We start from the raw sequence: 24,549 nt of genomic DNA on the forward strand, positions 1-24,549 counted from the left end.
TTCCTATATTTGAACCGAAGAATTATTTAGCAGGAAGGATATGGCAATGGAATTTTTAGCACAACAGGCACAAACGCAGCATTTAAATCAAGCTTTTTCAGGTAAAAAACAAATGATGATGCGCGGGCTATCTATGCTTAAAATTTCGGATCGTGTTTTATATACCGGTGCCCATCCAGACGATGAAAACAATAAATTATTGACATTTCTAGCGCAGGATCAATTGGTCGAGACAGCCTACCTTTCTGTTACGCGAGGTGAGGGAGGACAGAATTTTATAGGTAGAGAAAAGGGATTGGATCTGGGGGTACTTCGGGTGCAGGAGTCACTTGCGGCACGTGAAATTGAGGGAACAAAACAGTTCTTTACACGGGCAAAGGATTTCGGCTTTGCAAAATCAGTCGATGAGACGTTGGCGCGATGGGATGAAAATGGTGTACTGGCAGATATGGTATGGACTATCCGTTATTTTCGTCCCACTGTAATTGCAACGCGATTTTCGCCGAATGTCCCTGACTCGCATGGGCACCATCAGGCCTCAGCAATCCTAATGGCGAAAGCTTTTGATCTGGCCGCTGATCCAACAGCTTACAGCGAACAGTTAGCAGAACTAGCACCTTGGCAAGCTCAGCAATTGCTGTGGAATGTATATCAGGAGAGTGGTGTTAAAGATATTGGCGGAGAAGTAACACCTTTGCCAGCATATATTTCTTTGGATATTCCTATAAGACATGGCTCTTTTGACTTACATTATGGTGAAATTGCAGCAGAAAGTCGTAATCGACATCGTTCTCAGGCCATGGGAAGTTTGGCGCAGCATCACTCTAGTATCGAGTATTTTGAAGTATTAAAAAGTGCATCGATCAATTCAGAGGCTGTGAATACTATTTTTACGCATTGTTCAGTGCAAGATTCTTATGCAAATGTATTCAATCGGTTGGTGGATGACCTTATCGCAAAATGTGAGTCTGATACGGCAGAGCTTACATTGGAGCTTGCTTCGATTTTATTTTGGATGAAGATCGTTCCCGAAGATAATATTATTCATAAAAAACGAGCTGAGGTAGAACGTCTGCTACTTGATTTTGCTGGTGTCTCCTTAGAAGTACAGGCTTCTAACGCCCTATGGGTGCCGGGAACCGAGGTTAATATGATCTTGCATGCACATATTCCAGTGGAGTCTAATTTGCAGTTGACAGCGGTAAATGTTCCTTTTATAAGGGGGGCAAGGCAAATAGATCTTCCCTCGTCTCCATCGAAAATGATCCATTTGAATGGTCAGCTTCTTGATACAATTTTACCTTCTTTTCCAACTTGGCTTAATGCTAATGGTGACGCACATAATTATACACCAGAATCGTCTGCTGATGTTGTATTGACACAATATGGGACCGAATTGTTGGTTCATCTGGAACTGGAATTTGCCGGCTTACCGATCGCGATTAAGCTTCCTGTAAGACATGCAGGTAGTCTCGTTGTCGTAGCTCCCCCGGTAACAGCAGCATTTGATTCGGATATCGTTGTGCTGTCTAAAGCGACCCAACGTTTAGTTGCTTTGGAGCTGCAATCCAATATAGCCGAATCCTTACCTTTTAAAGTGAGGTTAACGCTTCCGGACGGATTGAGCGCATTTCCGAAAGAAATTGATCTCAACATCGCAGGTAATGCAGCGGAAAAACTTTATTTTGAGTTGAGTTCAGCAGCATCACAGGAAGAGATTCAAGAGATTGGATTTGAGATTGAGACCAGTTCAGGTATATATCCGTTCACAGCTAAAAGTATTGTTTATCCGCATATTAACAAAGTAACTTACTTTCCCAAGGGAATACTACGGGTGCTGAACTTGCCAGTGGATATTACGGCCCGGAAAGTTGCTTATATTTCGGGGATGAATGATGAACTTGGAGGGAGCTTGTGCCAACTTGTTGAGCAATTGGATATTATTCCATTTGAGTCCATTGGTGAAATAAATCTCTTCGATTTTGATGCAGTGGTCCTGGGAGTACGGATTTACAATACTCATCCCTTAATTGCGGAATTTCATCAGCTTTTCCGTGACTATGTGGAGCAGGGCGGTGTATTGATAGGGCAGTATAATACGCCATATGATTTGCATTTGACTGAGGTTGGGACTTATCCTCTAGCTGTTTCTCAGGAAAGAATTACAAATACAGAAACCCGCATTTCATTTTTGGACCCATCCCATCGTATATTGAACTACCCCAATTTAATTGGGCAGCATGATTTTCAAAATTGGGTGCAGGACAGGGCACTTTTTTTACCGCAAAAATGGAGTGCAGACTTTGAACCAATACTACGGGGGCAAAACGCAAATAATCAGCATGAAGATGGTTTGTTGCTGCTTCGCAAAACAGGAAAAGGTTATTATATTTACAATAGTTTGTCTCTATTTAGACAACTGCCTGCAGGAGTAGCGGGAGCATATCGTCTTTTTGCCAATATGCTTTCACTTTCATCAGTCTCAGATACTTATTGATCAATAAGTGTTGTAGGCGAGATGATCTAAAAATTGAATCAACACATTTTCGTGGATGGATTAGAAGACCGCTACAATTAAAATGCCCCAAATAGTTACCACTATTTGGGGCATGTCCAATTTTACGATAGGTTTCTTATCAGATACTTTAATCCGATTGTATGTTATTGTACAGAAATAATTCCTAAATCTTTCACACTTCCTTTGGCCACTTGTACGCCTTCAATGCTTTTGTTCATGTAACCAGCTACCGAAGGTTCGACAACAATCTTGTAAGTGCCTTCAGGCATCCCAGGAAAGTAAAACTTTCCGGCTGAGTTTGCCAACGTACCTACAGTATCTACACCGGTAATAGCAAATACATTGGCTTGTGATTCCGCAGGACTAACTGTGCCGGTGATTGCTCCAGATGTGGCCACTGGGATGGCGCGAATAACGGATTTAAGAAGATATTGATCGTTGCCCGTCTTTACAATCGATTTTGACGCATCAAAATCCAAAAGAAGTGTGTACGCTACATCCGGAATTAACTCATCTTGTACTTTAAGTTTAACGCCAGAGGACTGTCCGCTAGGTGTTTTTAGCGGATGTACAACGCCATTGACCCAGATTTCATTTCCTGAGTCATTAAGTTTGAGCCGAATTTCTTGGATCATACCAGATGGAACATCCTGCCCGGCGATGACGGTATCTTTTCCCATTGTATAATTCAAAATATTAAATGGATCGGCGGCGACATCTATCGTTGTGCTACCCGAAGTAGTTCGGATCTCGATCGCATCGATGTGAAGATTGATCGCGTCATAGTAACCTGGAGCATCCGTAATTTTTACTGTGACAGGTGTTTTTTGTGAGGAGGGACCATCATTTTTGCTGCAGCTGCCGAACAACACCAGGGTCGCTAGAGCAAGGAGAATAAAGTTCTTTTTCATAGTTAGTAACATTATGGTTACAGCTAGGCAGAACTTATGCTATTATATAAATAAAACAAAGTCCCCAGGCCAAAAAAAATAACCCCAGATGGAATTGACCATACTGAGGTTGTTTCTATACTTCATAATGATTATTAATCCTTTTTATGGAAAAAGGACTCTTTGGGAATATCAATTACCTTTGAATCATTGAGACTGTATTGAAGTTTTAGGGTAAATCCACCTCCAGCTTCAAGGAAATCTACAGCAATTGGATGGTAGCCTGGTTCTAAAGCAATCTGTCCACTTTTCATAATCGGTGCATGCTGCCCGTCATTATTGACGACGAGCTGATCATGTATCCGCAAGACACCTCCATCATCGCAGGTGAAGTAGAAATTATAGATTCCTTTTTCCTTGACATAGATATATCCCCGTATTTTTGCACCAAATGAAGGCATTTTGATGGTATCGCTTAAAGCGACATTGCTGATCACTTCCTGGCGTACTTCGGGCCCTGTAATGGCCGAAGTGTTGGCAAAAGTTCCATTGAAAAGTGTTGCCATAAGCCCTGGGGCTATGCTATTTTCATTGGGTTTTACGCTCTTTTTCCAGGTATCATTTTTAAAATCAACCTGATAAAGTTCACTTTTTGCACCGGAAGAGGAGATTGTTGCAAAACGAATTGGCCCTTCTTTTTTAACCACGAGCGAACCGTTCAATACTGGGCTCTGCTGTGTTGGAAGGCTACCATCCGTTGTATAGTGTATTTGATTCTGTGGAAGTTCATTTACAACCTTTAGAACAGATTGTCCGTCAACAATAACCTGTGTTTCGGCGAATCCTGTGAGGTCTGGCATACGATAGCGTAAACCCATTTTGTTCCAAAGTCCAAAGTGCGCAATTACTCGATTTCTATAGCTATCATACAGCGGTTTGTTGGTCCATACACGTTCTGATAAAGCGCTTAACCGCGGGAGAATCATAAACTCCAACCGGGCGGTGGAAGGAATCATTTCTGTCCAGATATTGGCCTGAGCACCTTGGATCAGCGGTGCTTTTTGGCTGGAAATATCCGTAGGTACGACATTCATATTGTACACGGCATCCAAACTGCTGCTATTGGGTAAATAATCAAAATAAAGCGGGTTTGTAGGTGTCATAATGACCCGGTGACCACGGTTTACAGCTTCTATCGGTGCATTTTTTACCCAACCACGCCAGTACATCACCATCATGCTCGTGTCCGAACTACCGTCTAATATTTCATCCCAACCAATGCTCTGTTTATTTTTTGAACGAATAAAACTGTTTACTCGTTTGACGAAATAACTTTGAAGATCATGTAAGTTCGCTATTTGCTTTTCTTTCATAAAAGCTTGAGCCGCTGCTGATTTTGACCAGGAGTCTTTTTCGACCTCATCGGCTCCGATGTGAATATAATGCGAAGGGAATAAGTCAATAATTTCGCCTAGTACGTTCTCAACAAAGGTATAGCTGCTCTCTTTCCAGGGGCTGATGGGGATAGAAAATTGCTTTCCCCAGCCCGCGGATTGGCTGTCCAATAGGAGTTCAGGATAGGCCTTGGTAGCCACCATCATATGTCCGGGCATGTCTATTTCAGGAATAATTTCTATCTGGCGACTGGCCGCATAGGCAACAATGTCCTTGATATCTTGTTGTGTATAGAAACCACCATATTCTTCCTTTCCGTTTGTTGTGCGGATCAATTCCTTCGGCAGATTAAAATCGGGGTTCTCTTTGGCTTTCACAAAGCAGGCCGAATCTTGATTGTTATAAGTACGCCAAGCCCCCTGTCCTGTTAGTTTAGGGTATTTCTTGATTTCTATGCGCCAGCCTTGATCGTCCGTTAAGTGCAAGTGAAATTTGTTGAACTTATAGGTTGCAAGCAGATCAATGAATTTATAGATATAATCTTTTGGAAAGAAGTGGCGGGCTACATCGAGCTCAACACCGCGCCATTTGAAAGCGGGCTGATCTTTTACGGTTACATAGGGAAGAGCAAACTTACCTGTTGTTCCCGAAAGTAGATACAATTGCTGGACTGTCTGTAAACCATAAAATGCGCCCTTTTCTGAAGAAGCGATGATTTGTATGCCTTTTTGATCTATCTTCAATTCATACGCTTCATTTGAGAGGCCCTGGACTTTGATCAATTGCAGCGTGGCGTTTGTCTTCTTCACGCTTTTTTTGTTCAGTTGACCGAATAGCGATTGGTTGATCCATGCCGGCAGTGACGTAGAAGAAAATGCTGGATCAATAGCGTAACCCAATTCTTGACCATTTAGCTGAAAAAGGCCCGGCCCGGCTTCCAGCTGTTGAGGAAACGGAATAAGTTGAGGAAGTATGTTTTTTTGTTGCGCAAAACTTAATGTCGGCAGGTACAGGGCACAGGATACAAGTAAGGTTGAGAAGATTTTATTCATAAATGTGTTTTTTGTGATTCACAAGTAGTTTTAGATTTTGCTGCAATATACCAATATTTCGGGTATCGGCCGGCAATTTTGGTTGATCTGTACTTCTTAGCATTATAAGCAAAGCATTTCTCCTAATATTGTTATAAATGTTTGTTCGACATTTATATATTTATTCTTATCTTTAACTTGAAAATAACCTGTATTTGAATAGGCCTATAGTGTGTTTATATCTTGAATATTTTCATTGCATAATTATTTTACTGCTGTTTTAAACAAGATCGTAAAAAGTTGCCTGTGGGTTGACTGCTTTGATATTTTGCAGAGAAGCCTTTCAATAAAGTAGGTTGGTGTTGTTAATTTATTGGTGGTGGTAGAGCTATGAAAAATTTTCTTATTAGCATTGTTTTCTTTTGGCAGTTGGCCCACGTTTATGGACAGCCTAATCGCGTCCATTTTTTCTCCCTTCAAGATGGTCTGACCAATCAGCAGGTGCTGGATATTGTGCACGATGATGACGGATTTATGTGGATAGCCAGCGAGCTGGGATTGAACCGGTATGCAGGGAAGTCTTTTAAATCATTTTATGCAACAGACAAGCCGGATGGGCTATCGGTCAATAGTAATGAAATCAATACCTTGCTTTATACCGACAAGAAATTGTATATCGGAACGCGGTCCAATGGCCTGAATGTACTTGACTTACGTACAAATAAATTTAGCTATTACACACATGACGGTACTAATCCGAAATCCATCGCGACAAATGATATAACCGATATGATTGAAGGGAAAGATGGAAAACTGTGGCTGGCCACCTATCATCAAGGTGTACAGCATTTCGATCCAATAACCAAAGAGTTTAATCATTTCAATAAGAAAAATTGTCCCGGACTTCCCGAGAATAGTGTTTGGTCCTTAGCTGAAGATCGCAGTAACATGCTTTACATTGGGCATGTAAATGAGGGCCTGACAATTTTAGATCCTCTTCGTCGCTCATTGAAACGATTGACTTATCAGAATACCTTGGGTAAACTTCCTGATAATGAGATTAAAGTGTTGTTTTGTGATCAGGGGGGGAATGTGTGGATTGGAACCCGTAAAGGGTTGGCTGTATATCATCCGGCTTCAGGTCAATTACAGCAAGTCCCTTTGGCAGGATTAGCAAAAAATGGGAATGAACCTTTTGTCTACGCAATCAAGGAAATTGGCAATACCTTATGGATAGGAGGCGAGTCGTCGCAACTATTTTTGTTGCAGCCGAAATATACGTTTGATAAACGTTTTGAAGGCGTCCAGCACATACAGCTTTTTGATCTTGGCAAAGGTAATAATACCATGGTCCAGCATATCACTCCGGATCGGTTCGGAAATATTTGGCTGGCGTTATATGGTGGAGGTGTAGGGGTTGTTTCGCATATGGCTCCTTTTTTTAGTGTTTTTCCTTCAGACAATATGTTACCTGACCGATTGGCAACAGTGAGTAATGTATTAACTGGTGAAAATCGGACTCGACTGGTAACTGAGGGCTCGGGTATAGTAGAAATGAATGCTGGAGGCCGTTTGTTGGGACAAATTACCCAAAAAAACGGATTGCCCGACGATTTTATACTTACGGCATTTAAGGATCGGCATCAGCATGTATGGATGGGATTGCGGAAGGGCGGGATTGCTGTCCAATATGCTGGATCTTCCGATTGGCATATGATCGATTTAGGGGAGTCGGTGACCGAAGTTCGTGCGATATATGAGGATCATTTGGGGCACATTTGGATTGCTGCCCATCAAGGTCTTTTTATATACGATGGAGTGGCACACCATGTTCAAAAGCTTCTGATCAATAAGCCTATGCTTGGTGATTATGCACCGCGAACGCTAGTGGAAGATGGTCAGCACAATATGTGGGTAGGAACTTATGGGCAAGGACTCTATGTATATAATTCCGACCGTAAACTGCTTCGTAAGATGGACAATAAGAGTGGATTACGTAATAATACAATCAATCATTTGCTACGCGATAGGGATAATAATATTTGGATCGCTACAAACCACGGATTGGCTATGCAGGATGCAGGTAAGAAGATCGGTGATCTCGCTTTATTGTTGCCGCCGGGAGGTAATGCTTGGTTGTTTGTCAATGGACTTGCGGAGGATCATACCGGAAATATTTGGTGCGCAACCAAATCGGGGATGTTACGCTATGTCTTGCAAGAGAGGCGTTTTCTCCACTACGACCAATCCTTTGGTTTACCCTTGGGCGGATTTATCAATGCAAGTGTAGGAAAAGACCGCGAAGGGCGACTGTATTTTGGCATGCAGGAAGGAATGTGTTATTTCAATCCTGCTAATATTCCGTCCGATTTCCCTACTTCGCCTGTAAGCCTGAGCCGATTTATTGTTTTTCAATCGGGCGAATCCAATGCGCAGGTTGATAAATATCCGTCGGATACAAAGACGATTAAGCTCAATTATGATGAAAATAGTTTTCGCATCGAACTTGCTGTCATGGATTTTGCTTTGGATGGATTGGTCGAATTTGGGTATCAATTGGAAGGACTCAATAATGACTGGATTTTTTTGGGCAATGAGACAAGCCTCGATTTTCGTAATATTCCCTATGGTGAGCACGAGCTGCTCATTCGTACGCGAATGAAAAACGGTCAGTGGTCGCAAGAGTATCAACGGCTGCTGATTAACATCGCGCCACCTTTTTATTTGAGCTTACCTGCTAAGGCATTTTATATGCTACTCGTGCTTCTGATTGGATATGTGATTATATCCTTTTATTTCAAAAGGATGAAAGCCGAATCGGAACTCAAACTTAAAGAACGGCAACATCTACAAGACGAACAGCTGCATGCCGAGCGGATGAACTTCTATACGCATATTACCCATGAATTACGTACACCCCTGACGTTGATCCTGGGTCCCCTTGAGGATCTGTCGCAAGAAAAGCAGCTTGCTGAGAAACACCGTGCGTTGGTTCAGACGGTTCAGAAAAGTGCCAATAGACTTTTCACATTGGTCAACCAGCTTTTGGAGTTTCGGAAGGTAGAATCGCAATTTAAACCCTTTGTTCCCGAAGCAGGATCCTTGGGCGAAATGCTCGCCGATCTGACACATAAATATAAAACATTGAATCACAAACCTGGTCTTCGCGTGTTGTGCGAACTCCCTACAGCGGATATACGTACGTTGTTTGATGCAGAAATTGTGCAATTGATTGTCGATAATTTATTGTCGAATGCGTATAAATACACAGCTTCGGGCTATATTAAACTAAGTCTGCGCTACGAAGGTGCAGATCTAAATCATTGGGCCATATTGTCTGTAGAAGACACGGGGGTTGGTATTGCCGAAGAAGATATTGAGCGGATTTTCAAAAAGTATTATCAGATTCTAGGCACAGGTACGCAAGGTACAGGAATTGGCCTTGCTTTGGTCAAGGAACTAGTTGCAATACATCATGGAAAGGTAGAGGTAAGTAGTACGTTTGGGCTAGGCACTAGATTTACGGTCAAGCTAAAAGTAGACCAAGTTGTCGCACAAGAAAGCGAACCGCCCACGGCTTCGCATCGCCCCCTGATTCTACTGGTCGAGGACGATTCGGAGCTCCGGGAGTATCTTGGAACTACCCTGCAAAGGCATTATGATGTGGTACTTGCTGAAAATGGAGCTGCGGGCTATAAAACGGCGATGGCACGAATACCTGATCTGGTGATCAGTGATATTATGATGCCCCATACGGATGGTTTTCAGCTTGTACAGCAATTGAAACAGGAACGTAGCACAAGTCATATCCCACTGTTGCTATTGACAGCAAAAAATACCGATGCAGATCGGCAGAGAGGTTATGATCTGGGGATAGACTCCTACCTGATCAAACCAGTTACAGCAGCTTTACTTTTCAAACGTATTGACAATCTATTGAGCCGACAGAAACAGATCAATGAACTGATTTTGGAAAGTTTAAATTCAAAATCATCTTTTTCAACTACCAATATAGGACTAGAACAAAAGCCTACGGAGGAACTCTGGCGTGAAAATGAATTTGTTCAGGATTTTATGCAGATTGTCGAACAGCATATGCAGGATGAGGTATTGGATGCTGCTGCCCTCGCTGATCGCATGAATATGAGTCAGTCTACCCTTTATCGGAAATTGAAAGGCATCACAGGGAAAAATATCAATCAACTCGTACGTAAGATACGTATCCATAAGGCGGCAGATCTACTTCGGACCGGGAAGTATAACGTGACTGAAGTGTCATTTATGGTCGGAATCAATAGTGCGATTTATTTTCGACAATGTTTTAAAGAGGAGTTTGGCCAGCTACCTTCCGAATATCAACGATCCGACAATAAAGCTCGCGTAGTGTATTAAAACAATCCACATCAGATAAGTATGCCCCTACTATTTCAAGATAGATAGGGGCATAGTTTTTTCGTAGATCAGTTTGAAAAAAAACATAAAATATGCCTTAAATATATTTAAAAAACTGTTTTTGACTAAAAAATATATGTTTTTTGACGGATTTGTGTACGATAGAATGCTGCAAAATCGGCTAAGTTTGAGGTATTAATCCAATTATAAATCTAGGTAGGGGTGGCAACGATGCAAAAGAAATAACCAAAGTAGACCGTAGTTTACCATCATATTGTCTTGTCCGGCTAGATTGTATTATTTACTGTTTAATTCGTATTGAAATTTATGAAAAACTTAAAGATTGCTTCTTTTTACACCATGTTGAGCGTGATGCCAACATTGCTGTATGCGCAGGAGAAGGTTACGGGACAAGTTTTCAACAAAGCAAACGAGCCTATCGTTGGTGCGAGTGTACTCCTCCTGGAAGGAGGTAAGGGAACCTCAACAGACAAATCGGGGAAATTTGAGCTGAATGCTAACAAAGGAACGCTCGTCGTGTCATTTGTTGGGTATAAGACTCGTCGAGTTCCATTGGATGGAACAACAAATTTAAAAATCCAGCTCGAGGCAGATGAAAATGTATTGGAGGATGTCGTCGTTGTTGGTTATGGTAAACAGTCCAAACGTAATATTACAGGGGCGGTAAGCAATATTAAATCAGAGGATATTGTACGGTCATCATCGACGACGACTGCTGGGGCTTTGGCAGGAAAGGTGCAGGGGATCTCAGTGCGTGCCAAAGACGCACGTCCCGGTCGTGGTGCAGCGATCGAGATCCGGAATATGGGCTCGCCTTTATATGTAATTGATGGTGTTGCTTATGGAGGTCAGGAAGGTACTGATTGGGTTGGTACACAGAATGGCTCCGGAGCAGATATCTTCAACTCGCTGAATCTCGAAGATATTGAGAGTATCTCTATTTTGAAAGATGCCGCAGCAGCAGTATATGGATTCCGTGCTTCCAGAGGTGTTGTATTGATTACCACCAAAAAAGGTGCAAAAGGAGAAAGTGCAAAAATCAATATTAATGGCTACCAAGGCTGGCAAAATTTGACACGTTTTCCGACCATGGCAAACGCTAAACAATACACACGTGGATTAGTTGAGGCCGCACAGAATGAAAACCGCGACCCGAAGACGGTATATACGCCTGAAGAGTTGGCGAAATGGCAGGCAGGGACAGAGCCCGGCTACCAAGGCTATGATTATTATGACATGGTGATCCGTAAGAATATTCCACAGCGATACATCAATGCCAATGTCACCGGTGGAAATGAAAAGTCCAATTACTTCCTGTCATTGGGCCACCTCAATCAGGATGCAATGATCAAGGATTTCAATTATAAGCGAACCAATTTCCAGGCCAATATGGAAGCTGAGGTACTCAAAGGACTTACTGTTGGGACACAGATTTCAGGAAGACATGAAGGAACACAGGATGTTGGCTTACCAGGTGGGGATGGATACTTCTCGTCTATTTTGGCTATTATGAAAAATAGGCCGACTGTAGGTCCCTACGCAAATGACAATCCGGAATATATCAATCATACCAATGATTTTCCCTATAACCCGGCTCTCTTTAGTCGCGATATTGCCGGCTATAAAGACAATAAATACCTTGCAGGAAATGTGAATCTCTTTGCGGCCTATAAGACAAATTTTGGTTTGTCGGCAAAAGGAACTGTTTCTTACAACTATACCAACAATAAATTTGAAGGCTTCCAATATACCTATGATGTATATCGGTACGAAAATAATGCCTATAAGCGTACTGGTGGAAGTGATGCTGGCTGGCGTTACGATACCACGAGGGAGATTGTTTCTCGCTTTGCACAGTTCCAGATCGATTATAACAAGCAGATCGGCGATCATACTTTCGCGGGAATGTTAGGCTATGAGCGTTCAGATTGGGACCGGACGTATAAGGCATTGGGCGCAAATCCTTCAAACAATTATATTCCGTTGTTAAGACTGTCGGAGCTCAATAGTTTGGCCGATGAATGGGCTTACGAGGCTCGGGCTGGATATATTGGCCGTATCAACTACAACTACAAGGGCAAGTATCTTCTGGAGGTACTGGGCCGTTATGATGGTTCCTTTAAATATTATGAAGGTAAACGCTGGGGATTGTTTCCAGGAGCATCGGTAGGTTGGCGTATTTCGGATGAAGGGTTCTTTAAATCCTTAAAATCTGTGGTGAGTGACCTTAAAATCCGTGGTTCGATCGGACAAACAGGACTTGAAGAGGGCGTGGGAATGCACGATTACCTTGCCGGGTATAATTGGGCGGCTGGAAGTGCTGTCTTAGACGGAGCTTATGTGCCCGGGGTACAGCCTAGAGGTTTACCAGTTCGCAACCTCTCCTGGGTTAAAAACACCAATTATAACATGGGTATCGATGCGACACTGCTGAAAAATAAGCTGACATTGACGGCCGATATCTTTAAAATTATCCGTACTGGATATCCTGGCAAACGTTACGATGTCCTATTACCAGCCGAAATCGGTTATGATCTTCCCAATGAAAACCTCGGTAAGAACGGCTATTATGGAGCCGAAGGTATCATTACCTATACCGATAAGGTCGGTGAGCTTAACTATGTTGTCAGTGGGAATATGACTTTTTCACGTTATCGTGACCTAGAAACCTATAAGCCTCGTTTCAGTAATTCGTGGAATGAATACCGTAACTCGATTGAAGACCGCTGGGGCGGAGTATGGTGGGGATACCAAGTAGTTGGACGATTTCAGTCGGAAGAAGAGATCCGCAACCATCCGATCAATAATGATGGTCAGAACAATAGGACGCAACTTCCTGGTGATCTGATTTATAAAGATGTAAACGGCGATGGGGTTATCAATGATATGGATCAGCGTCCGATCGGTTATCCGACGGGTTGGGCACCGATGATGAGCTTCGGTGGTCGGATAGGACTTGACTGGAAAGGCATCAACTTAAATATTGATCTGGCCGGTGGTGCGGTGCAATCCTGGTTTCAGGATTATGAATTACGTAATGCCTTCCATGGTGGGGGTAATTCTCCAGCTTATCTACTTGAAGATAGATGGCATCGCAAAGACCCTTATGATCCAAACAGCGAATGGATTCCGGGACGCTACCCTGCGATTCGTAACGGCAACTCGGGTCCCAATAGTCGAAATAGTGATTTTTGGTTGACCAATGTACGTTACCTGCGTGTCCGCAACCTGGAGGTTGGATACAATCTGCCAAAAGCATGGATTCAAAAGATAAAGGCCGAAAAAATACGGTTCTATATCAATGCCTCAAACTTGATTTCTTTTGACAATGTCAAAGACTACCAGATTGATCCCGAGATCGAAGCGAGAGCAGCAGTAGTATATCCACAGCAAAGGGTATTTATGGTTGGATTTAATATGACTTTTTAACATGAAACTACGATTTAAACTTACATATATAGGAGTTGCTTTATTGACCTTGTCCTCGTTGAGCAGCTGCAATCACGACGATTGGTTTGACCGGGATTCAAAATCATTGATTACCGATGCACAGCTTTGGAATGACCCAAAACTGTTGACTTCACTCGTCGCCAATTATTACGATAGAATGCCAACGCTACATGGTGTTTTCAATACAGGAGGAATGACCGAATTGGATGATGCCATGTGGTCGGGACATCGCGATCAAAACTGGCGTAATGATTATCAGTTTGGTGACGATTACGGTCGCTATTGGGATTATGGATTGATTCGGGATCTGAATCTTTCCCTCGAAAATATCGATCAGTTCAGTACACAATTGTCTGATGCACAACGCAAGCAGTATAAAGCCGAAATACGCTTCATCCGCGCTTTCGTTTATTTTGAGCTCGTCAAACGCATGGGTGGGGTTCCGATCGTTACAACCCAGCTCATCTATGACTTTAGCGGTGATCCAACACCATTGCAGGTGGCACGTGCCAAGGAGTATGAAGTCTACGATTTTATTTACAAAGAATTGGAAGAGATCAAGGAAGATCTTGCCGTCTATAATGCCAGTAAGACCAGAGCCAACAAGTATACAGCATTAGCTTTGGAAAGTCGGGCAATGCTTTATGCGGCGTCCATCGCGAAATATAATAATCTAATGGCCTCACCGATAACGACTGCCGGAGGAGAAGTGGGGATTCCAGCCAATATGGCGACGGGGTATTATACCAAGTCACTGGCTGCTTCCAAGGAAATTATGAATGGCCCCTATGCGCTTTATAATGAGAATGCCGATAAAGGTGCCAATTTTTATGATATGCTCAATAAGAAAACTGGTGCTGAAGTCATCTTTGCCAAGGATTTTGTCACGAGTTTAAAAGTTCACCGCTTTGCTTATGACAATATCGTCAGAAGTCTGACCGAAGACAATGAGTCGTCTTCGACGATTTCTCCTTCATTGAGTCTTGTAGAAAGTTTTGATTATCTAGACGGTAGCAAAGGTACACTACATGATAAAAACGGCGCAGGAAATTACGTAGCCTACCAAAATATCAACGATATTTTTGCGAATAAAGATGCTCGTTTGTTTGGGACTGTGATTTATCCGGGAACTTCTTTCCGCGGACGTGCTGTGAGTATTCAAGCTGGAGTTGCAACTTGGGGGACGAATGGAGCTTACCAGTTTACAGCAGCGCCACAACTGGGACAGAATTATGCGAGTGGTGGTTTGTGGACCGGCTTTGATGGACCGCTTTATGACGCACAGGACGTCAGCAACACCGGCTTCTATATCCGTAAATTTGTCAGTGATGCGCCGGCAGCCAGTACACGCGGTACATCAGCTGCTAACTGGTGGCCGTGGTTTCGTCTTGGTGAAATTTACCTCAACGCGTCAGAAGCTGCATTTGAGCTGGGACAGACCGTGGACGCTAGAACTTACGTCAATAAATTACGCGAAAGAGCAGGATTTCCGGCCAATAGCGTTAGTAACCTAACAATGGATATTATCCGGAACGAACGTCGTGTCGAACTTGCTTTTGAAGATCATCGTTACTATGATCTTAAAAGATGGCGTATTGCACATTTGGTGTGGGACGGATCGGAAAATGATCCCAACGCTGTTGTATATGGACTATATGCTTATCGTGTCGTGCGTCCAGGGCATGCCGATGACGGTAAGTATATCTATGAACGGGTAAGACCTGCGCGTTTCAGAAAGGCACGCTTTTTCCGTATGGCCAATTATTATGCGTCCATTAGTCAGGATGTCATTAATAAAAATCCTAAAATAGTTAGAAATCCATTCCATTAATCTAGTTGTACCATGAAAATAAAATTTTTAAGCTTATTGGTAGCTTTTGCAAGCCTACTCGTTGTAGGTTGTAAATATGATAATTTTGAAGCCCCAAAATCAACGCTTTCGGGACGCGTTGTTTATGAAGGAAAGGCGATTGGCGTTCGGAATAATGGGCCTCAATTGGAATTATGGCAGGATGGGTATCCGCTTCGCTCAGCAATACCCGTATATTTTGATCAGGACGGCTCTTTTTCTGTTAGTCTTTTTGATGGTGAATACAAATTGGTGCGGAAAGGAGATTCACCATGGCTACAACAGGCAACCGATACGGTTTTGGTGCAAGTGAAGGGCAATACGACAATTGATGTGCCTGTAACACCCTATTTCACGGTGACAAACGAGTCTTTTCAAAAAAATAATAACAGTATTACTGCTAACTTTACGGTTAATAGAATAGTAGGTACGGCAAATTTGGAGTTTGTGCGACTTTACCTCGGTAAATCTGTTTTAACAGATCAGGTACAACGCGAGCTACGTGTGGATGCCAATTTGGCTAATGTTGCTTTTGGTCAACCGACAAGTATCGTCGGTGAATTGCCGGACAACCTGAAAAACCTCGATTATGTGTTTGCCCGAATAGGGGTGAAAGCTACGATATCTGGAGAGTACTACTATACGGCAGTTCAAAAAATAGCTTTAAAATAGGTGCTGATGGCAAGTAAAATTGCCGGATTACGAAGCCACGGGATCATATTCCGCGGCTTTTAAAGATGCAAAAAAAATGGTCTAATGCTTATTTATTCTACTAAACCTTCATGAAAAAAAACAAAATTTCAATCTTAGTTACCTTATTTTTAATACATGCTACATGCGGCGTTTTTGCTCAGGCTTATCGCAGCGGACCTACGGACAAAGATTTTGCAGGTTATTTATTTGCCTATTTCAAAGGTAATGCTGTCGCAGATGAAGCGGTTTGTTTTGCGATTAGCACAGATGGCTATACCTACAGAGCCTTAAATGAAAACCAGCCTATCCTGGATTCGAAGGCGATCAGCAAGACTGGTGGTGTACGGGATCCCCATATTCTCCGTGGCGAAGATGGGAAAACATTTTATATGGTGCTCACCGACATGACCTCCTCCAAAGGCTGGGATTCCAATCGGGGTTTGATCCTGCTAAAATCCGAAGACCTTGTGCATTGGTCTCATCAGGCAATCGATATCCAGCAGCGTTTCAAAGGTCAGGAAGCGTTGAAAAGAGTATGGGCACCACAGACTATATATGACCCTTCGGTCGGTAAATACATGGTGTACTGGTCCATGCAGCACGGAAATGGTCCGGATATCATCTACTATGCCTATGCTAATAAGGAATTTACAGATTTTGAAAGCGAACCTAAAGTGCTGTTTCTTCCAAAAAATGGTAAATCCTGTATCGATGGCGATATTATTGCAAAGAATGGCTTGTTCTACCTTTTTTACAAAACTGAAGGACATGGAAATGGCATTAAGCTGGCGATAACCGATTCACTGACTTCGGGGAAATGGATTGAACAGCCGGGGTATAAACAGCAAACCAATGATGCTGTGGAAGGATCCAGTGTCTTTAAACTCAATCAGTCGGATAAATATATCCTTATGTATGATGTCTATGGTAAAGGGAAATACCAATTCTGCACCTCCGAAGACCTTGATCGTTTTAAAGTAATCGACCATCAAATTGACATGGATTTCCATCCACGTCATGGGACCATTATTCCTATTTCAAGACAAGAACTTTTGGACTTGACCTCCAAATGGGGGAAACCCAAAGATATAGAATTCGCATTCAGAAAGAATCCCGTTTTGGATGGCTTTTATGCCGATCCGGATGTACTCTATTCCAATAAAACAAAAAAATACTATATCTATCCAACGAGTGATGGTTTTGATGGCTGGGGGGGCTATTATTTCAAGACCTTTTCGTCTTCCGATCTCAATCAGTGGAAAGATGAAGGGGTGATTTTGGACCTGAAAAAAGATGTTGCCTGGGGACCTCGCAATGCATGGGCACCTACAATCACGGAAAAGAAAGTCAAGAACGATTATAAGTACTATTATTATTTTACAGCAGCGCAAAAGATCGGTGTTGCGGTGGCTGATTTACCTACCGGGCCTTTTAAGGACGCGGGAAAACCGCTGATCGATTTTAAGCCTGAGGGTGTCAATGGCGGGCAGGAGATTGATCCGGCGGTGTTTAACGATCCGAAATCGGGAAAAAGCTATCTGTATTGGGGAAATGGCTATCTGGCTGTTGCTGAACTCAACAAAGATATGGTTTCCATCAAAAAAAATACAGTAAAGGTACTCACTCCGGATAAGACATTCCGCGAAGGTGCCTATGTTGTCTACCGTAAAGGACGCTATTATTTCTTTTGGTCAGAAGATGATACCCGGAGTGAAAATTATCGGGTACGCTATGGAACTGCATCTTCCCCAGATGGACCGATCACAGTTCCGGCTAATAATTTAGTCTTACAAAAAGATCCTGCGAAAGGGATCTATGGCACTGGGCATAATTCGATTTTGCAGATTCCCGGTAAAGACGAATGGTATATTGTTTACCATCGATTCAATTATCCCAAAGGTATTGATATGGGCGACGCAGCAGGATTTAACCGGGAGGTATGCATGGATCGTTTGTATTTTGATGATCAGGGCCATGTCTTGCCTGTTGTTCCAACGCTTTAATCACTTGAACCTAATGCAAAAAAGTAAAATGAATAATCTCATAAAAAAACTAGCAGTCTTAGCTGTTTCTATTGGTATGGGCATCAGTGACCTATACGCACAGGCTGGATTTGGTGAGGCCGAAGTGATCAATTCAGACTGGCGTTTCCATTTGGGTGATATCGAGGGGCAGGCCAGCGCAGAAACGAAGCGTGGAGCCTGGCAGCAGGTCTGTTTGCCTCATGATTGGGGTGTAAAATACCCGCTCAGTCCAAGTTTAGCCAGCGCGACAGGCTATTTACCGGGCGGTATTGGCTGGTATCAAAAACAGCTCCTGATACCTATGGAAGATCAGGGCAAAAAAATATTTATCTATTTTGAGGGCGTATACAACCGAAGCGAGGTGTTTGTCAATGGCAAATCTGTTGGAAAACGCCCCAACGGCTATATATCCTTTTCTTATGATATCACACCCTATATTGAGTTTGGAAAAGAAAATACCATCGCTGTTAAGGTCGACCACAGTAAAAGTGCCGATTCAAGATGGTACACGGGATCGGGCATTTATCGTGACGTTTGGCTTGTAAAGGCCAATCCCTTGCATATCGATCAATGGGGAGTATATGCCTATCCAGAGCTAAAGCAAGGGAAAGGAATGTTAAATACCGAAGTGACCGTTGTCAATAGTACGTCCAACGGCAGTGCGCTTACCGTTGTGCAGGAGTTGATTGATGCCGCAGGGAAGGTTGTCGCTAATAAATCGGAGAAAGTAAAGATTGATGCTACCGCTAAAGCGACGATACAGCAGCAATTGACGGTTGCAAACCCTAAATTGTGGAGCTTGGATCAACCCAATCAATATACCTTGCGGACAAGCGTATTGCAAAATGGAAAGCAAATTGATCAGTCGGCAATCAAAACGGGCTTCCGAACTTTTACATTTGATCCAAACAAGGGCTTTGCTTTAAACGGCGAATGGATGAAAGTCAAAGGCGTGTGCCTACATCACGATGCTGGTGTGCTGGGTGCTGAAATGTATACCGAGGTATGGCGTCGACGGCTGCAGACATTAAAATCTTTGGGTGTCAATGCCATTCGAACCAGCCATAATCCGCAAGCATCCTCGCTTTACACCTTATGTGACGAGTTGGGGCTGTTGGTTATGGATGAGGCATTTGATGAATGGGAATTTCCAAAACGGAAATGGCTGCAGGGCTGGAATGTCGGGACGCCCGGTTTTGAGGGATCGTATGACTTTTTTGAAAGCTGGGGCGAGCAGGATCTTGCAGATATGGTCAAACGGGATCGCAATCACCTCTCGATTTTCGCCTGGAGTATAGGGAACGAAGTGGATTATCCAAATGACCCTTACTCACATCCTGTCCTTAATGGCGAGAAGAAGGAGGGTGGTTTTACACAGGCTTCTTATGGCGGATACAAAAAGGATGCACCAGATGCGATGCGCCTTGGGGATATTGCCAAAAGACTGGTTGCTACAGTAAAAAGATACGATAAGAGCAGAGCCGTTACTGCAGGCCTCGCAGGTGTGGCTATGTCTAATGAAACAGCCTATCCTGGAGCACTTGATATTGCAGGGTACAATTATACCGAAAGTCGTTATCAACTGGATCATCAGCGTTATCCTGCACGCGTGATTTTCGGAAGTGAAAATCGACATGATCTTCCGGCATGGCTTGCGGTGCGTGACAATAACCATATATTTGGCCAGTTCTTGTGGACGGGTATTGACTATCTCGGAGAGTCGGGGCGTTGGCCTTCACGTGGATTTTATTCGGGACTGCTGGATTTCGCAGGTTTTATTAAACCGAGGGGTTATTACCGCCAATCGCTGTGGTCCGATAAACCAATGGCTTATTTGGGAACCTATCCATTGAAGGGCGGAGCAACGACTACCGATGTCTGGTCTGCATTGGAATCCGAACAGGGGCAACGGAAAAATGAAGCGCCCTCCATGGATGCCTGGCCAATTTGGAACTATCAGGAGGGGCAGCAAATCAGGGTGGTCTGTTACACCAATAGCCCTCAGGCGCGATTGGAGCTTAATGGTAAGGTTGTTGGCGAAGAGAAAAATTACGATGAGAAGACAGGTATCATCTTTTGGGATATTCCCTATGCAGCTGGTAAACTAGAGGTTGTTGGTCTGGACACGAATAAAAAAGAAGTAGTTCGGCACACTATCGAATCCAGTGAACGTCCGGCGGCGATTCAGGCGACGGTGATAGGAGGGAAAGCGATTGAGAGCGGTGGCATTTTGCAGGTTGCCTTGCAAGTGGTGGATAACAAGGGACTTCCTGTGGTCCTTTCGGAAGATGAAATCACCTGTGATATTGCTGGACATGCGCGATTACTGGGTATGGAAGCGGGGAACAATGCAGATATGGGCGACTATACCGATAATAAACAGCGCGTTTATCATGGAAAAATGATCGTGTATGTTCAGGCTTTGGGCAAATCGGGCGATACAATTAATATACGATTTACCTCGCCTTGGTTGACAATGGCAAACGTAACCTATAGCATAAAATAATTAACTCACTTGTCTTTATTGAACTTCTGAACTAAAAAAGCACCGGAAAACTCCGGTGCTTTTTTTATGCCAAAATCTTATAGGATGTCCATTCCACTATCGGAAAAATTACGGTTTTATATATTGCTCACAAAAAATATAAATCGGCCAAAGCCAGTTTGTACTTTGCTGCTACCTATATAAAAATCAACAAGGTTATTTCCTTTCAAGGAAATAACCTTGTTGATTTTAGCTAATTGTTTATTATATCTTGCTCAATAGAGCAAACAAAGCTTTAGCAGTTTCTTCCGAAGACCCAGGGTTTTGCCCGGTAATGAGATGACCATCTTTGACTACATAACTATGCCAATCTTCCCCTTTGCTGTACTGACCACCCAATTTTACGAGTTCATCTTCCACTAAAAAGGGAACAACATCCGTTAGTTGAACCGCTTCTTCCTCGCTATTTGAAAATCCGGTAACTTTTTTGCCTTTGATCAGTGGCTGACCATTACTATCCTTGACATAGCGAAATACAGCTGGGGCATGGCATACGGCAGCGACAGGTTTGTTGTGGGCCCAAAATGATTCGATCAATGCAATGGATGTCTTATCGTTGGTTAAATCCCACAAAGGGCCATGGCCCCCAGGATAGAAAACAGCATCATAATCCTGCTCATTGATATGATCCAAAGGAATGCTATTTGCCAATTTTGTTTGAAGCTCCTTATCGGCATCAAAACGTTTGGTTGCTTCGGTTTGAAAATCCGGGAGTGCACTTTTAGGGTCTATCGGTGGCTGACCACCTTTAGGCGATGCGATTGTGACGTCCACTCCTGCATCTTGTAAAACATAGTAAGGTGCTGCAAATTCCTCAATCCAAAAACCTGTTTTTTCTCCCGTATCTCCCAATTGGTCATGTGATGTCAATACAACCAATACTTTTAATTTGTCTTTTTTCATATTAAATAACCAAGTCTGTTAAAAAATTATATGTTTAAAACGATAGTACAAAGTAGGGGATAAGTTGCCAGAGCCCTATGTGATATACATCACAATTTAGCGAATGGTTTTGCTTTTGTGATATAGATCACATTATTTGGCTTGGTATAGCCTGCTCAGTGTTTCGCGGGAAACACCCAGATATGCTGCAATCAAATGTTTGGGAATGAGATTATAGAGTTCAGGATATTGCTGCATGAGTTCCTCGTAGCGGCTTCGAGCATCGTTGTTCAGCAGTGACATTATTCTTTTTTGCAGCCCAATATATCCTTTATTGGAACGCCATCTAAAAAAGGTTTCAACTTCGTGAATTTCCTTACATACTTTTTCACGGTCTTCGTTCGATAAGCAAAGAGTGTCTGCATCGCTGACACAATCTAAATTGACCGTAGCTGGGCCTTGGTTATGCAATGCATTATAATCGGAAGCCCACCAGGTTTTTGTGGCGAACTGTAAGATATGCATCTTTTGTTCATCGTTGGTGAAATAGGTCTTTAAACAGCCATTTAGCACAAAATACTCTTGTTCCACAAGGTCTCCTTGACGGATAATCATTTGTTTCTTTTTAAAGGAGATCGGTTTAAAAAAAGAAAAGAAGTAGTCGAATTGTTCGTCGTTTAACTGGACGGTTTTGTCGATATGTTGTCTCAGAATTTCACGCTCGGTCATAGCTAACAGTTACTTGATCGATTTAAAATTAAACAAAATCTCACAATGATAGCGAAGGGCTGCATCAAGTTCTCCTCAGATTCAAAATTAAGAAGGGAATAACACTACTTTTACAGGGGGTAACAAGGGGTTAGTAGGGGATATACCCTACTAACCCCTTGTTACCCCTGTAATATATTAAGATAATATCAATTTGATTTTAACTTGTTCCTAAACAAAAAGGGAACTTGAAATACGTTAACCGCGCTACTAAATTTCCCTGTTTAACCGGTTTAGTGATTTAGAAAAAATGATTTTTTTTTGATTTTATTTTGTTTATACAAAGTTATTTTCTATTTTAGTGTTGCCCATTCAAGGGCACTTTTCATAAAATAGGTTAATAATATGGCTAAAACACCCGGAGTACCCCATGCTTTCGGGTGTTTTTTATTGTTTTTTACCCTTCCGTTGTTCCTTGGATATGTTCAACTAAATTTAAATGCTTAAGAACCTATATCTTGCCTGATTGGCTCATTGGTTAAATATTTCAGTTTTAATATTCTAGAATAATCGCTAGTAATCTCATGATTATGGAAATTTATTTCGCTGTATAACGATTCTGCTACAGTGTTGCTAATTATAATGACTTTGAGTAAGTTTAGGGAAAGAGCCACAGGAAATAAATTATGTCCATTGTTGACAAACAGACTTTAGCAGATTTAAATGTTACCAACAACAGGTATAAGGATATGATTGATTTTTTCGATTGTACAGTTACGGTAGGTGGGCGGGATATGTTGTATAGTTATTTTCTTAAACCTCTTTCCTCTAAATTGGAAATAGAAAGCAGACAGCATTTAATTCTTTTTATGCAAAAAGTTGAGATTTCCGATCTATTGGATAAGTATATGATGCAGGATCTTGAGCAATATTTGTCTCTGCCACAGGAACCCTATTCACCTTCTCGGACTACTTATTACTTGGAAATGGTGTCAACGAATTTTTTTTCTTTGGATTTTAAAAAACGCGAGATACTTGTAAAGCGATCTATTCACGAAATAGCAAAGATTACGGATGGTCTTGCTATTTTATTAGAATATGTAAAATCAGAAGGTCATACTTTAGCTATTCTCAAAGAGTATAGTAAACACATAGATTATGTTTTGGAAGATATCGATCGGGATGAATTTATACAGTTGCTGAATAACAAATTTTCTAAAGAGCTGATGATCAAATACGATTATCTTTTTAGAAATATAAAACGAAATGCAATACGTGAGATTTTCGATGTTTTGTATCATTTGGATGCCTTGTTCAGTGTAGCAAAAAGTATCAAAGGAAAGCATCTTGTATTTCCTCAGATTGAGGAAAAGACAGGGGGAGAGGATATGATCACCATACGTGGAGCTTATAATTTATTTATCGAAGATGCCATTAAAAATGATGTCGAAATCAATAAAGAAAATAACCTTTGGTATTTGACTGGAGCAAATATGACAGGAAAATCTACCTTGTTGAAGACAATTGGAAGCTGTGTTTATCTGGCACATCTTGGTTTTCCGGTTCCAGCAGATGCGATGAAAACAGTGCTTTTTGATGGAATATCGGCGACCATAAATTTAGGTGATAATATAAATGCAGGTGCAAGTCACTTTTTTAACGAAGTATTACGGGTTAAACATTTGGCGGAGTTACTGGCATCCGGTAAGCAAATGTTTATTCTCATGGATGAGCTATTCAAGGGGACAAACCATAGTGATGCTAGTGAAGCAACCCAGGAATTAGTTAACTGTTTGAAAGGATATAAGAACAGTGTATTCTTATTGTCCTCACATATTACAGAAATTTGCCCCATACTGTATAAAGATGGTATTGCGATGAAATATTTAGAGGTTCAGTTGGATGAACAGGAGGGGATTGTCTTTACGTACCGACTTTTGGATGGTGTTGCCGAAGAAAAGTTAGGCATGTGGTTATTGCGTAAAGAACGGGTATTTGAGATTTTAAGGAAATTTGATTTGGGAAGACAAAAAGAATGAGATTGATTATATTGTTCCAGTTTTATAGTCTTTGGCAAACTTTTGGTCGAACATAACCAATTGTCTGTATCTTATCGGATTCCGTAGACTTGACAAAGTAATCTAAACCATT

The 24,549-nt window shown here is 42.1% G+C and carries 12 protein-coding genes; 8 read left to right on the forward strand and 4 right to left on the reverse strand.

The window, feature by feature from the left end; all coding sequences use genetic code 11:
- Positions 1-40 precede the first annotated feature (40 nt).
- Positions 41-2,497: a PIG-L family deacetylase gene (locus AACH28_RS23555; protein WP_341831690.1), complete on the forward strand. Its 2,457-nt coding sequence runs from the start codon at positions 41-43 to the stop codon at positions 2,495-2,497.
- A 164-nt stretch (positions 2,498-2,661) separates the two neighbouring features.
- On the opposite strand, the gene AACH28_RS23560 is transcribed toward AACH28_RS23555, so the two are convergent.
- Entirely contained in the window at positions 2,662-3,429 is a 768-nt protein-coding gene (locus AACH28_RS23560) for a DUF4382 domain-containing protein (protein WP_341831691.1), read from the reverse strand.
- Positions 3,430-3,563: 134 nt separating this feature from the next.
- On the reverse strand, positions 3,564-5,855 hold the full coding sequence (locus AACH28_RS23565) for a family 20 glycosylhydrolase (RefSeq protein WP_341831692.1): 2,292 nt from the start codon (positions 5,853-5,855) through the stop codon (positions 3,564-3,566).
- A gap of 369 nt (positions 5,856-6,224) precedes the next feature.
- On the opposite strand from AACH28_RS23565, the gene AACH28_RS23570 reads away from it, so the two are divergent.
- From AACH28_RS23570 to AACH28_RS23595, 6 genes are all read left to right on the forward strand, one after another.
- A complete protein-coding gene (locus tag AACH28_RS23570; protein WP_341831693.1) occupies positions 6,225-10,226 on the forward strand; it encodes a two-component regulator propeller domain-containing protein in 4,002 nt (1,333 codons plus the stop codon).
- A gap of 327 nt (positions 10,227-10,553) precedes the next feature.
- On the forward strand, positions 10,554-13,676 hold the full coding sequence (locus AACH28_RS23575; RefSeq protein WP_182983941.1) for a TonB-dependent receptor: 3,123 nt from the start codon (positions 10,554-10,556) through the stop codon (positions 13,674-13,676).
- 1 nt (position 13,677) lies between these two features.
- A complete protein-coding gene (locus AACH28_RS23580; RefSeq protein WP_286734723.1) occupies positions 13,678-15,528 on the forward strand; it encodes a RagB/SusD family nutrient uptake outer membrane protein in 1,851 nt (616 codons plus the stop codon).
- Positions 15,529-15,540: 12 nt separating this feature from the next.
- The gene (locus tag AACH28_RS23585) at positions 15,541-16,218 is read left to right on the forward strand and encodes a DUF3823 domain-containing protein (protein ID WP_341831694.1); all 678 of its coding nucleotides are present in this window, start codon (positions 15,541-15,543) and stop codon (positions 16,216-16,218) included.
- Between the two features lie 110 nt (positions 16,219-16,328).
- Positions 16,329-18,242: a family 43 glycosylhydrolase gene (locus AACH28_RS23590; protein ID WP_341831695.1), complete on the forward strand. Its 1,914-nt coding sequence runs from the start codon at positions 16,329-16,331 to the stop codon at positions 18,240-18,242.
- A gap of 28 nt (positions 18,243-18,270) precedes the next feature.
- Positions 18,271-20,769: a sugar-binding domain-containing protein gene (locus AACH28_RS23595; RefSeq protein WP_341831696.1), complete on the forward strand. Its 2,499-nt coding sequence runs from the start codon at positions 18,271-18,273 to the stop codon at positions 20,767-20,769.
- A 243-nt stretch (positions 20,770-21,012) separates the two neighbouring features.
- On the opposite strand, the gene AACH28_RS23600 is transcribed toward AACH28_RS23595, so the two are convergent.
- Both AACH28_RS23600 and AACH28_RS23605 read right to left on the reverse strand, forming a co-directional pair.
- Positions 21,013-21,711 (reverse strand): type 1 glutamine amidotransferase domain-containing protein, encoded by a 699-nt coding sequence (locus tag AACH28_RS23600; protein WP_286734725.1) that lies wholly within the window; start codon positions 21,709-21,711, stop codon positions 21,013-21,015.
- A gap of 132 nt (positions 21,712-21,843) precedes the next feature.
- Positions 21,844-22,419, reverse strand: coding sequence for a Crp/Fnr family transcriptional regulator (locus AACH28_RS23605; RefSeq protein WP_075993518.1), 576 nt, complete (start codon positions 22,417-22,419; stop codon positions 21,844-21,846).
- A 665-nt stretch (positions 22,420-23,084) separates the two neighbouring features.
- Here AACH28_RS23605 and AACH28_RS23610 point away from each other — a divergent pair.
- Entirely contained in the window at positions 23,085-24,437 is a 1,353-nt protein-coding gene (locus AACH28_RS23610) for a MutS-related protein (RefSeq protein WP_341831697.1), read from the forward strand.
- The last annotated feature ends 112 nt before the right edge of the window (positions 24,438-24,549 follow it).

This window comes from Sphingobacterium thalpophilum, from assembly GCF_038396785.1.
In the GTDB taxonomy this organism is placed as follows: domain Bacteria; phylum Bacteroidota; class Bacteroidia; order Sphingobacteriales; family Sphingobacteriaceae; genus Sphingobacterium; species Sphingobacterium thalpophilum_A.

Coding starts and splice junctions, on each gene's coding strand:
- AACH28_RS23555 (WP_341831690.1), top strand. CDS start 41: ATGGCAATGGAATTTTTAGCACAACAGGCACAAACGCAGCATTTAAAT.
- AACH28_RS23560 (WP_341831691.1), bottom strand. CDS start 3,429: ATGAAAAAGAACTTTATTCTCCTTGCTCTAGCGACCCTGGTGTTGTTC.
- AACH28_RS23565 (WP_341831692.1), bottom strand. CDS start 5,855: ATGAATAAAATCTTCTCAACCTTACTTGTATCCTGTGCCCTGTACCTG.
- AACH28_RS23570 (WP_341831693.1), top strand. CDS start 6,225: ATGAAAAATTTTCTTATTAGCATTGTTTTCTTTTGGCAGTTGGCCCAC.
- AACH28_RS23575 (WP_182983941.1), top strand. CDS start 10,554: ATGAAAAACTTAAAGATTGCTTCTTTTTACACCATGTTGAGCGTGATG.
- AACH28_RS23580 (WP_286734723.1), top strand. CDS start 13,678: ATGAAACTACGATTTAAACTTACATATATAGGAGTTGCTTTATTGACC.
- AACH28_RS23585 (WP_341831694.1), top strand. CDS start 15,541: ATGAAAATAAAATTTTTAAGCTTATTGGTAGCTTTTGCAAGCCTACTC.
- AACH28_RS23590 (WP_341831695.1), top strand. CDS start 16,329: ATGAAAAAAAACAAAATTTCAATCTTAGTTACCTTATTTTTAATACAT.
- AACH28_RS23595 (WP_341831696.1), top strand. CDS start 18,271: ATGAATAATCTCATAAAAAAACTAGCAGTCTTAGCTGTTTCTATTGGT.
- AACH28_RS23600 (WP_286734725.1), bottom strand. CDS start 21,711: ATGAAAAAAGACAAATTAAAAGTATTGGTTGTATTGACATCACATGAC.
- AACH28_RS23605 (WP_075993518.1), bottom strand. CDS start 22,419: ATGACCGAGCGTGAAATTCTGAGACAACATATCGACAAAACCGTCCAG.
- AACH28_RS23610 (WP_341831697.1), top strand. CDS start 23,085: ATGTCCATTGTTGACAAACAGACTTTAGCAGATTTAAATGTTACCAAC.